Here is an 11,551-nt window from a genome sequence, read left to right on the forward strand (position 1 = left end):
GTGTGCGCCGCATTGGCGGTGGTCTCAGCCCAGCTCATGCCGCGTCTCCCATTTGTCCTGCGCCGCATCGCGCAATTCACGAGTCGTGCGCGCCGATGATTTGGCGTAACCCGACCGCTCTGTGGCGCGCACCAGCCGCAGATAGGTAAAAATGCCGGTAAATAGCCCCGCCGCCGCCAACAGGCTTGCGATTAAAATTTGGCTGTCTGAATGGGTTTCAGCACTCAGCGCCAAATAGCCAAAGGCCCAAAACCCCGCCCAGGCAATGACATTTACCACCGCCAACAGTTTCATTAAGCGCCTGCTGGACATGTTAACACTCCGTTTACCTGTTTGTCGGTTTTCCGCACTTGGCCACATTTTGCCCAATTCTCTGCGCTAGTCTTAACGTGGGAAAAGTGAGTGGAAGACATGACAGCTATATTGGAGGACCTCCGGCGGCTGGATGCTGCGCGGAAACGGGGAGAATTGTCCCCTGATGCATATGAAGACGCCAAACGCAGGCTGTTGGGCGACGTCGAAGACGTCCAGATCGTGGCGGAATCCCGCCCCAGACCCCAACGGTTGCGCACGGCCCGCGCCCAGATGCGCAGTGACGGCATGTGGAGCCTGCTGCTGCTGGGTATGTTTGGTGTCGGCATCCTGACACTGATCACCGCGCTGGTGATTGGCGACATGACCATTGCGGTGACCCTGGTCGTGACCATCTTTGCCGCCATTCTGGTCAAAGCCGCCAAACGGTTGGAGCACTGACCAGAGACAGGCACCCTGTCTGGGAGAGGATCAAACCCGCTCAATGATCTTCTCCCCAAACAGCCCCTGTGGGCGAAACACCAGGAACAACAGCGCCAGCACATAGGCAAACCAGTTCTCGGTCGCGCCGCCAACCATAGGACCGATGAGGAACTCAAACAGTTTCTCACCAACGCCAATGATCAACCCGCCCACAATTGCGCCGGGGATCGAGGTAAAGCCCCCCAGCATCAGAACCGGCAGCGCCTTGAGCGCGATCAGGGACAGTGAGAACTGAACCCCCGATTTGGTGCCCCAGACAATCCCTGCGACCAGGGCGACAAACCCCGCCAGCGACCAGACCAATACCCAGATAAAGTTCAACGAGATCCCAACCGACAGCGCCGCCTGATGGTCATCCGCTACAGCCCGCATCGCGCGGCCCTGTTTGGTGTATTGGCTAAAGATCACCAGCCCCGCCACCAGCAGGACCGCGATGACCGTGGCCACCAGATCCAAATTGTCGATAAAGAAGCCGTAGTCAAAGATCTGGAACGTGGTTTCATCAATCCACAGGTTGATGCCCTGCGGCAGGCCAACGTCCAGCGTTTTTAGCTCGGACCCCCACATCAGATCCGCAACCCCTTCCAGGAAATAGGCCAGCCCAATGGTCGCCATAAACAGGATAATCGGCTCTTGGCCCACCAGATGGCGCATCACCAGGACCTGAACCAGCCAGGCCAACAGAACCATCACACCAACCGTCAGGCAGATCGCGGCAAACCCCGGCAGGTTCCAACCAAAATGGGTGATGTGGCCACCAAAGATCGCATTGATCAAATGGGCAAAGGGAACCTGCCCATTCATAATTCCCACGAGCGTCATGGCCGCAAACAGCGCCATCACACCTTGGGCATAATTGAAAATGCCCGAAGCCTTGTAGATCAAGACAAAGCCCAGCGCGACCAACGCATAAAGAACCCCCGCCATCAACCCGTTCAGGGTGACCTCCATGGCAAAGACCAACTGTTCAGACATGGCGTTTCTCCGTCATTCCTGTGCTCTGCTTAATCATGGGCCACCCCCAGATAGGCATCGATGACCTCCTGGTTGCTGCGCACCTCATCTGGCGTGCCGTCCCCGATTTTCTTCCCGTAATCCATCACAACCACCCGGTCGGACAGATCCATCACCACGCCCATGTCATGTTCAATCAGGGCAATGGTGGTGCCAAACTCATCATTTACGTCGAGGATAAAGCGGCTCATGTCCTCTTTCTCCTCAACATTCATGCCCGCCATCGGCTCATCCAGCAGCAACAGCTTGGGCTCGGCGGCCAGCGCCCGCGCCAGCTCCACCCGTTTCTTCAACCCATAGGGCAGCCGCGCCACCGGCGTTTTCCGGATCGCCTGGATCTCAAGGAAATCGATGATCTCCTCCACCTTTTCGCGGTTTTCCACCTCTTCCGCCTCAGCCCGCCCTTTCCAGAAGGCCTGCTGAAACAGGTTGGCCGACATATGGTTCAGACGCCCGGTCATCACATTGTCCAAAACGCTCATGCCTTCAAACAGGGCGATGTTTTGAAACGTCCGCGCGATCCCCTGGCGCGCCACCTCATAGGGACGCAGCGGTTTGCGCTTCTTGCCGTGAAACCAGACTTCACCTTCCTGGGGCACGTAAAACCCGGAAATCACATTCAGCATCGAGGATTTCCCAGCCCCATTTGGCCCGATGATGGCACGGATCTCCCCTTCGCGAATGTCAAAGGAGATATTCTTGATCGCCTCCACCCCGCCAAACCGCAGGGTGATATGTTTCATCTCCATCACCACACCGCCAATGGTGCGCCCATCCTGGGTCAGAATTTCTGCAGATTGGTCCAACATCTCAGGCTCCATTGTTATGCGCTCCCCAACGGGAGGGTGGGCGGGGCGAGGTTCGGCGCAGCCGGACAAGCGTCGTCCCAGCCGCCCTCATTCCGCTGCCTCCAATCGGGCAACCTGTGCGGAAACAGCCGCGTCCTGAATGGCCAAAGTCGCGCTGATCGCACCTTTGCGCCCATCCTCATAGGTCACTTCTGTGCGGGTCGAGACCTCAGTCGCACCGCCATAAAGAGCTGCCAGAATGTCCTGAAACTTCTCTTCCACAAATCCGCGGCGCACTTTGCGGGTGCGGGTCAACTCTCCATCGTCAGCATCCAGCTCTTTGTGCAGAACCACAAAGCGATGCACCTGGCAGCCTGACAGCATCTCATCTTCTGCTACCGATTTATTGACCTCTGCCACATGGGCACCAATGGTCTTCAAAACCTCCGGATGGCCCGCCAGCTCCTGATAGGAGGCATAAGCGATATTGTTGCGCTCAGCCCAGTTGCCCACTGCCGTTAGGTCGATATTGATAAAGGCAACACAACGGTCCCGCCCGTTGCCAAACAGCACGGCTTCCAGAATATCCGGGTAAAACTTCAGCTTGTTCTCGACATATTTTGGCGCAAACATCGACCCATCGGCCATTTTACCCACGTCTTTGGCGCGGTCGATAATCCGCAGATGGCCGCTTTTTTCCTCGATGAACCCGGCGTCCCCCGTCGCCACCCAGCCTTCGGCATCCTTGGTCTTATGGGTGCTTTCCGGGTTGTTGAAATATTCGACAAACACACCGGGTGAGCGATAAAAGATCTCGCCGCTGCCATCGATTTTCAACTCTACCTTGGGCGAGGGCACGCCAACCGTATCTGCACGCACCTCTCCATCTGGCTGCTGGGTGATAAACACCGTCGCCTCGGTCTGCCCATAAAGCTGTTTCAGATTGATCCCAAGCGAGCGATAGAAATCAAAAATCTCGGGCCCGATCGCTTCGCCAGCCGTATATCCCACCCGGATCCGACCATAGCCCAGCGTATCCTTCAGCGGCCCATAGACCAGCACATTGCCCAGGCTGTATTTCAACCGGTCCCACAGACCCACGGGCTTGCCATCCAGAATGCGGCCGCCAACCTTTTTGGCATGGGCCAGAAAATGGTGGAACATCTGCCGCTTTAACCGACCGGCATCTTCCATCCGGATCATCACACTTGTCAGCTGACCTTCAAAAACCCGCGGCGGGGCAAAGAAATAACTTGGCCCGATCTCCCGCAGATCCGTCATCATCGTATCAGCGCTTTCGGGGCAATTGGTGCAGAACCCACACCAATAGGCCTGACCAACCGAAAAGATAAAATCGCCAACCCAGGCCATCGGCAGATAAGACAGAATACTGTCATCACTGCGCAGCCCGTCGAACTTGGCCGAATTCTTTGCAGTTTCCACCACATTGCGATTAGAGAGCACCACGCCTTTGGGTTTGCCGGTGGTGCCGGACGTATAAAGCATCACACAGGTGCTGGAGTAATCGAGACCGCCGCGCCGCGAGTTCAGCTCATCCGCCAGCGCCAGCGTCGCCTTGCGTCCCCGTGCCTGAACATCCTTGAACGCATGCAGATGCCCGTGATCATATTTCCGCATGCCACGCGGATCCAAATAGACCATCTGCTCCAGCCCGGTCAGCTGATCCTGCACTTCCAGAACCTTGTCGACCTGCTCCTGATCGCCCGCAATCACAAACCGCGCGCCGCAATGGCTCAGGACATAGGCCATCTCTTCGGCCACCGCGTCCTGATAGACCGGAACTGGAACCGCGCCGACGGATTGCACGGCGACCATGGACCAATACAGATAAGGGCGGTTACGGCCAATAATGGCGACAAAGTCTCCGGGACGCAGACCCAGATCCAACAGACCCAGCGCCAGCGCTTCCACTTCCTTTTCGGTCTCGGCCCAGGTCCAGCTTTGCCAGATCCCGTACTCTTTTTCTCTGTAGGCGGGCCGGTCCGCATAAATTTCAGCATTTCGCTGCAACAGGGCGGGCAAAGACATCTCTCCCCCCGCGCGCGTTCGCACGTCTGCCATGTTTTCTCCTCCCAACCCGCCCCCTGTCTGACCGCGCTTCCTCCCTCGCAACGGCCCCGGGGGCGGGACTGGGTGCCACCTTTATGGTTAATCGTGTCAGCAAGTTTTCCCAATTCTTACGAATTGTTTCAGCGCCAGCGAACATCGCAAAACCAGCAGAAACGTGACGACATAAACCTGCGGAAATCTTTGCCAAATGCAGGATCGGTGATAGCCATGGGGATCAAGAATGGATCGTCACAACACCACATATGCCGCCATGACCGAGGCCGGGCTCAATCTGATTGCCCAGGCCCTGTCGATCTATGACGCGAATCTGCGCCTCGCGGTCTCCAACCAGCGGTTCCAGGACATGTTCGACCTGCCGCAAGCGCTGGTCACCTCAGGCGCGCGGTTCGAAGACACCATCCGTTTCATTGCTCAAAGCGGCGATTACGGCCCGATTGAGGATCTCGATGAGTTTGTCGCCCAGCGCGTGGCCCAGGCGCAGACCTTTGATCCTCATTATTTTGAACGCCGTCGCCCCAATGGTCAGGTGATCTCGGTCGAGGGCGCGCCCCTGCCGCAAGGGGGATGGATCACCGTTTATACCGACATCACCCGCACCAAGCGGATCGAAGAGATGCTGCGCAGCCGGTCCGAAGAACTGTCGGACCAGTTGATCGCCCATACCGAGGAGCTGTCGGCCACCAACCGCAAGCTGGCGTCCTCGATCTCAGCGCTTGAGGTTGCCAAACATGAGGTCGCCACCAACGAACGCCGCATCCGTTTGACGGCCGAGATGATGCCAGCCCATATTGCGCATCTCGACAGCGATGGCGTTTACACCTTTACCAACCGCCGTCTCAGCAGCGTTTTTCCGGGCCGTCCTACCGAAATTCTGGGTATGCACATCTCACAAGCTTTGGGGCCCATGGCCTTTGGCAAGATCGAACCCCATCTGATCGCCGCCTACAAAGGTGAGCGTCCGGTGTTTGAGTTCAACGAAGACCATGACAGCCGCCGCATTCGCGTGGCTCTGACGCCTGATGGCGCGGGCGGGGTTTATGTGTTGTCGATGGATGTGACCGAAGAGACCCAGGCCCGTGTCGCCCTTCAACAGACCCGCCGCCGGGATATGGCCGCACAGATGACCAATGGGCTGGCGCATGATTTCTCAAATCTTCTGACCGTGATCCTGGGTATCCAAAGCAAGATGGCCAAAATGGATCTGGGCGCAGAAGCCGCCCAGCTGATCCGCGCCACCCAGTCTGCCGCCGAACGGGGCGGGCGACTGTTGCACCGCATTTCACAGATGACCGGCCACCGCCCGTTGCGGCCGCAGGCCACTGATTTGGCTGCGCTGCTCGAAGAGTTGAAGATCCTCGCCTCCCCCTCCTTGCCGCGGGGCATGGGCCTGTCTGTCGTGAACCACACCAAACCCCAGCCCCTGCTGTTGGACGCGGGCAAACTGCAAGACGCGGTGTTGAACCTGATCCTCAACGCACGTGACGCCTGCGGCAGTGGTGGGCAGATTACAGTCAGCGCGCATGAGGTGGGCCGCACCTGGATCGAAATCAGCGTCACCGACACCGGCCCCGGCTTTTCAGCCGAAGCTTTGGAACTGGGTCTGAACCCGTTTTTCACCACCAAGGGCAGCAATGGTTCGGGTCTTGGGCTGTCGATGGTCTATGACATGGTGAAACTGAACGGCGGCGATATGCAGCTGGGCAACACCATCTCAGGCGCCAGCGTTACCCTGCGCTTGCCCCTGCGCCTTGCGCCGGAAGCCAAAGGCGGCATGGCGCTGTTGGTGGAGGACAGCGCCGATCTGCGCGCCACCTATCGCGCCATGCTTGATGACCTTGGATACATGGTGGTTGAGGCGGAAACCGCCGCCGATGGGCGCGCATTGGCCCGCGACCTGCCCGAGATCGTGTTGATCCTGTCTGACATCAAACTCAAAGGCAGCGAAACAGGCCTTGACCTGCTGGAGGGGCTTGCGCCTGACCACGTTCCGGTCATTCTGATGACCTCTGCCGCCACCAGTGACTCTATCTTTCGGGCGGCACTCAAGAAAGCTCCTGTTTTGCAGAAACCCTTTACCACCGAGCAACTGGCTGCCCTGATCCGACCGGAGCCCTTGGCATGAGCGCGCTGGTCACAATTTTGGATGATGAGCCAGAGATCCGCCAGTTGCTGACGGAAACCCTGGAAGAGGCCGGGTTCAAGGTCCAAAGCTTTGGGCGCGCCCGCGAATTTGAAGCGGCGCTGAACCGGATCACGCCGGATGTCTGTCTGATAGATCTGTCGTTGCCGGATACTGACGGGCTGGCGCTGGTGCATCGGCTTGCCCAGGATCAGGGTGCGGCGGTGATCATCATCTCGGGCCGGGCGCAGGTGCAGGATCGGGTGGCGGGGCTGGAACTGGGAGCGGATGATTATATCACCAAACCCTTTGATCCGATCGAAGTAGTGGCCCGTGTACGCGCGCGCCTGCGCGGTGGCAGCCGCAGCCCCTCGGGCTCAACAAACCCCTCCAGCGCTCGGTTCACCGGCTGGCGCGCCCATTTCGACCGTTTTGTGCTGAGCGATGACACAGGCACCGAGGTACCGTTTTCCCAAGCCGAAGGCGAAGTGTTGCGCCTGTTTCTGGAAAACCCCAAACGGTTGATTTCACGCGCGCAGATGCAGGAACAACTGGGCGGCGGCGCAGGTGATAGCTTTGACCGCGCCATGGATGTGCGCATTTCCCGCCTGCGCACCAAGCTGCGCGACGATCCCAAGAACCCAACGCTCATCAAAACCATCTATGGGGCCGGGTATATTTTTCTGGACGACGTGGAATGGTAACGAAGATTAACAACATATAGTTGCCAAAATCCCACCGAGACCGACATATAGGTTGAACTTCTGCTGCTTTCGCGATAGGCTTTTCCTATGACGACCTGTTTGCTCTATCATAACAGCGAACGCCAGCTACCTCGGTTTTACCGGATCGAGCTGGCCATGAATCTCTTTTCCGAAGTCTCTGTGTTGCGCGAATGGGGCATTGCAGGCTGTGACGGCCATTGCATGATTAACATCTATGGCAACTTGCGCGAGGCGTCGCTGGCCGCCGATGAACATCGCAACCGAATGATCCAAAAAGGCTATTTCCGCGACACGCTGGATGCCTGATCCCGGCACACCCACCCGCCTGGCACATATTGATTAAACCTGCGTTCGGTCAAATTCCAGAAACACGTTTCGCGTGCGAAACATCTCGGAATTGAATGTGTTTTCCCTCTGTTAACAAATCGCCCAAGCCTGCTAAATCCGTGGTTTAACAGGCAGGAGACTTCAATGAGCCAGATTACCCTTGTCCGTCACGGGCAGGCCAATACCGGCGCACGTGACGAGGAAAGCTATGACCGGCTCAGCGATCTGGGCCACCAACAGGCGCGCTGGCTTGGTGAGCATCTGCGCGACACAGGTTATCACTATCCCCGCGTGTTTTCCGGCACCCTGAACCGCCATGTGGAAACCGCCCAATCCATGGGCTATGACGCAGGTGTGATCCAGGATCCGCGCCTAAACGAGATGCAGTATTTCTCTCTCGCCGAGGCGTTTGAGCTGCAATACGGCGTTCCCATCCCCACTGAACGAGAGGGGTTTGCCGACCACATCCCCAAAGTGTTCGACGCATGGTCCGAAGGTCGGATCGAAAACCCCTATGAACGCTGGCAAGACTTCCAGACCCGGACACAGACCGCCTTGACCGAAATCGCCCAGGGAGACGGCCCGGCACTGGTGGTGACCTCAGGCGGGGTCATTGGCATGATCATGCAACACTGTCTGGGTCTAGACTCCCAAGCCACGGCGCGCATTGTATTGGCCATTATGAACGCCTCCCTGCACCGGCTTTTTGTGATGAACGATGTGATCAGCCCCGATCTGTTCAACGCGGTTCCTCATCTTGAAGCACAGGATCGCAGGTACGCGCAGACCCACCTATGACCTTTTGACGGATCGTATCATGCAGCTTTATTTCACACCCCGCACCATTTCCATCGCCGTTCTGATCGCTCTGGAGGAAGCGGGGCTCGCCTATGATGCGCTTCCAATTGACTTTGCTAAGGCGGAACAGACCAAACCGGAATTCCTGAAGGTCAATCCAAAAGGCCGCGTCCCGGCCGTTGTGACCCCAGAGGCAACATTGACTGAGGCTGGCGCGCTGTTGGAATTGGTGGCGGATCTGGCACCAAATGCAGGCCTGCGCCCCACAGATCCCATTGCCATCGCCAAAATGCGCGAGGTGATGTTCTACCTGGCGTCCACCATGCATGTGAACCACGCCCATAAACTGCGCGGCCATCGCTGGGCGGATCAGGAGTCTTCGCATCGGGACATGACCGCCAAGGTCCCGGAAACCATGGCACAGTCCTGCGCCTATATCTCGGATCACGCGCTGCTTGGACCCTATGTTCTGGGCGACGTTTTCTCGCTTGCGGATATCTATCTCTATGTGGTCTGTACTTGGCTTCAAGGGGACGGGGTCAATCTGGATGATTTCCCCACGATCCAAAGCTTTATGACCACGATGGAAGCCCGCGAAACGGTTCAGGCCGCCAAGGCCCGCGGGATGCTGTAAAAGGACGACATATATGACTCACCTTTGGGTTCGCGCCGAACAACGGGCCAACGAGGATCGCGTGGGGCTGACGCCCAAAGGTGCCAAATCCCTTTTGGATGCCGGGATCCACATCACCATCGAACGTAGCCAGACCCGCGCCATCCCGTTGCAAGGCTATATTGATGCAGGCTGCGCAATTGCGGATGAAAACAGCTGGCCCACCGCACCGGGGGATGCGATCATCTTTGGCCTCAAAGAGCTGCCCGAAGACGGCACCCCCCTGCCCCATCGCCACATTATGTTTGGCCACGCGTTCAAAGGGCAGCATTCCGGCAAGGCGCTGTTGGAGCGATTCCAGGCCGGGGGCGGCACACTTTATGATCTGGAGTATCTGGTGGATGAGACTGGCCGCCGTGTTGCAGCCTTTGGCTATTGGGCGGGATATGCCGGGGCGGCCGTCACGCTCAAAACCTGGGCCGCGCAGCAGCGAGGTGACATTTGCGGTCCAGTTGGCGCTTATGAAAACAAAGACGCGCTGATTGCCGACCTCTCGGCTGAGCTGCTCGAGCTGAACACCACCCGCCCCACCGCAATTGTCATCGGTGCCAAGGGGCGTGTGGGCTCTGGCGCCGCTGATCTATGCGAAACCATGGGGATCAAAGTCACCAAATGGGACATGGAAGAAACCGCACACGGCGGCCCCTTCCCCGAGATTCTGTCCCACAATATGTTCCTCAACTGCATCTTTGCGCGCCCGGGCACGCCGGTCTTTGTCCCACGTGAAGCATTGACCGCAGATCGCGCGCTCAGCGCCATTGGCGATGTGGCCTGCGATCCTGACAGCGATTACAATCCGGTGCCCGTCTATGACCGCGCCACCACCTGGGACTCCCCGGCCCTGCGCGTGGCAGAGGAACCGGTGCTGGATGTGATGGCCATCGACAATCTGCCGTCGATGCTGCCCCTCGAAAGCTCAGAGGATTACGCCGACCAGCTATTGCCCTCACTTCTGACGCTGGGCGATCTCGACACCGGCGTCTGGGGCCGCGCCTATGCGACATTCAAACAACATGTGCCGGAGTAACCGGCCAATTTAAGGGAGCATTTTCATGACCATTCATTGGTGTGGCACCGGCCTTTCGGCCATCCCCGGCCTGCGTCGGCTGTTGGAACAGGGCCGTTCGGTCACCGTCTGGAATCGAACCACCGCCAAGGCGCAGGATGCGGTGGGCGATCTGACGTCTGACATCCGCGCCTTTTCGCTCGACGCCCTTGGCACGGCGCTGCAACCCGGTGATGTGATCATCTCGATGCTGCCCGGTGATCTACATGTGCCGCTGGCGGAACTGGCGATTTCAAAAGGGGCGCATTTTGTCTCCTCTTCCTATATCTCACCGGAAATGCGCAGCCTGGAGGCAAAGGCCAAAGCCGCAGGCGTGGCGCTGATCAATGAAATTGGCCTTGATCCCGGCATTGACCATCTGATGGCCCATGCGCTGGTGGCTGATTACACCGGATCGGAAGCCTTTGATGTCGAGAATGAGCTGAGCTTTATCTCCTATTGCGGTGGCATCCCCAAGGTTGCCAACCCGTTTCGCTATAAATTCAGCTGGTCGCCTTTGGGCGTTCTCAAGGCTCTGCGATCTCCCTCGCGCTCAATCCGCGATTTTGCCCCGCTGGATGTGGCGCGCCCGTGGGATGCGATTTCCAGCTATTCTGCGCCCCTGCCGGTGGCTGAGACTTTTGAAGTTTACCCCAATCGCGACTCGCTGCCGTTTATGGCGCAGTATGGTTTTGCACCGGACTGGAACGTGCGGGAATTTGTGCGCGGCACCCTGCGCCTAAATGGCTGGGCCGAGGCCTGGAAAGACGTCTTTGCCGAGGTGGAAACGCTCACCGGTGCGACAGGGGAGACCCGTTTGCAAGAGATGTCGGATCAGTTCTGGGCCAACAACGCCTATGACGCGGATGAGCCCGACCGGGTGGTGCTCTGTGTGGCGCTCAAGGCGGTGCGAAACGGGGCTGAGGTCTGGCACAAATCTTATGTGATGGACGCCTGGGGTGATGCGCGCGGCACCGCGATGGCGCGGCTAGTCTCGGTCCCCGTGTCCCTGGCCATCGAGGCGGTGCTGGACGGCAAACTGGCGGCCGGGTTGCACGCCGCAACCTCCGATCCTGAGCTAATCGACACATGGATGGGCGAAGTTGGCGCATTGGCGCAACATCTGGCCGTGACCAACCACGGCGCATGACCGGAGGCTTTCCAAGGGCCGCCACT

The 11,551-nt window shown here is 58.3% G+C and carries 12 protein-coding genes; 8 read left to right on the top strand and 4 right to left on the bottom strand.

Features of this window, described 5'->3' with window-relative positions:
* Positions 1–24: 24 nt before the first annotated feature.
* Entirely contained in the window at positions 25–312 is a 288-nt protein-coding gene (locus GFB49_RS06360) for a hypothetical protein (protein ID WP_153215023.1), read from the bottom strand.
* A 99-nt stretch (positions 313–411) separates the two neighbouring features.
* Between GFB49_RS06360 and GFB49_RS06365 the strand changes: the two genes are divergently transcribed.
* A complete protein-coding gene (locus GFB49_RS06365) occupies positions 412–753 on the top strand; it encodes an SHOCT domain-containing protein (RefSeq protein WP_153215024.1) in 342 nt (113 codons plus the stop codon).
* 30 nt (positions 754–783) lie between these two features.
* Here GFB49_RS06365 and GFB49_RS06370 read toward each other — a convergent pair whose 3' ends face one another.
* The 3 genes from GFB49_RS06370 to GFB49_RS06380 form a co-directional block, all read right to left on the bottom strand.
* The gene (locus GFB49_RS06370; RefSeq protein ID WP_153215025.1) at positions 784–1,770 is read right to left on the bottom strand and encodes a branched-chain amino acid ABC transporter permease; all 987 of its coding nucleotides are present in this window, start codon (positions 1,768–1,770) and stop codon (positions 784–786) included.
* Between the two features lie 29 nt (positions 1,771–1,799).
* The gene (locus GFB49_RS06375) at positions 1,800–2,618 is read right to left on the bottom strand and encodes an ABC transporter ATP-binding protein (protein WP_153215026.1); all 819 of its coding nucleotides are present in this window, start codon (positions 2,616–2,618) and stop codon (positions 1,800–1,802) included.
* Between the two features lie 87 nt (positions 2,619–2,705).
* On the bottom strand, positions 2,706–4,679 hold the full coding sequence (locus GFB49_RS06380) for an AMP-binding protein (protein ID WP_153215027.1): 1,974 nt from the start codon (positions 4,677–4,679) through the stop codon (positions 2,706–2,708).
* A 229-nt stretch (positions 4,680–4,908) separates the two neighbouring features.
* Here GFB49_RS06380 and GFB49_RS06385 point away from each other — a divergent pair, with 229 nt between their 5' ends.
* From GFB49_RS06385 to GFB49_RS06415, 7 genes are all read left to right on the top strand, one after another.
* Positions 4,909–6,810 (top strand): hybrid sensor histidine kinase/response regulator, encoded by a 1,902-nt coding sequence (locus tag GFB49_RS06385; protein ID WP_153215028.1) that lies wholly within the window; start codon positions 4,909–4,911, stop codon positions 6,808–6,810.
* Positions 6,807–7,511: a response regulator transcription factor gene (locus GFB49_RS06390; protein ID WP_153215029.1), complete on the top strand. Its 705-nt coding sequence runs from the start codon at positions 6,807–6,809 to the stop codon at positions 7,509–7,511. The genes GFB49_RS06385 and GFB49_RS06390 overlap by 4 nt, the downstream gene beginning before the upstream one ends.
* 87 nt (positions 7,512–7,598) lie before the next feature.
* Positions 7,599–7,838 carry a WGR domain-containing protein gene (locus GFB49_RS06395; RefSeq protein ID WP_153215030.1) on the top strand — a complete coding sequence of 80 codons (240 nt, stop codon included), beginning with the start codon at positions 7,599–7,601 and terminating at the stop codon, positions 7,836–7,838.
* Between the two features lie 165 nt (positions 7,839–8,003).
* The gene (locus GFB49_RS06400) at positions 8,004–8,657 is read left to right on the top strand and encodes a histidine phosphatase family protein (RefSeq protein WP_153215031.1); all 654 of its coding nucleotides are present in this window, start codon (positions 8,004–8,006) and stop codon (positions 8,655–8,657) included.
* Between the two features lie 19 nt (positions 8,658–8,676).
* Complete coding sequence (locus GFB49_RS06405; RefSeq protein WP_153215032.1) at positions 8,677–9,291, top strand: glutathione S-transferase family protein; 615 nt, start codon at positions 8,677–8,679, stop codon at positions 9,289–9,291.
* 13 nt (positions 9,292–9,304) lie between these two features.
* Positions 9,305–10,357 carry a saccharopine dehydrogenase gene (locus GFB49_RS06410; RefSeq protein ID WP_153215033.1) on the top strand — a complete coding sequence of 351 codons (1,053 nt, stop codon included), beginning with the start codon at positions 9,305–9,307 and terminating at the stop codon, positions 10,355–10,357.
* Between the two features lie 25 nt (positions 10,358–10,382).
* Positions 10,383–11,525, top strand: a complete 1,143-nt coding sequence (locus GFB49_RS06415; RefSeq protein ID WP_153215034.1) for a saccharopine dehydrogenase family protein — start codon at positions 10,383–10,385, stop codon at positions 11,523–11,525.
* Positions 11,526–11,551 lie beyond the last annotated feature (26 nt).

The sequence above is a fragment of the Tritonibacter litoralis genome (assembly GCF_009496005.1).
GTDB classification, from domain to species: Bacteria; Pseudomonadota; Alphaproteobacteria; order Rhodobacterales; family Rhodobacteraceae; genus Epibacterium; species Epibacterium litoralis.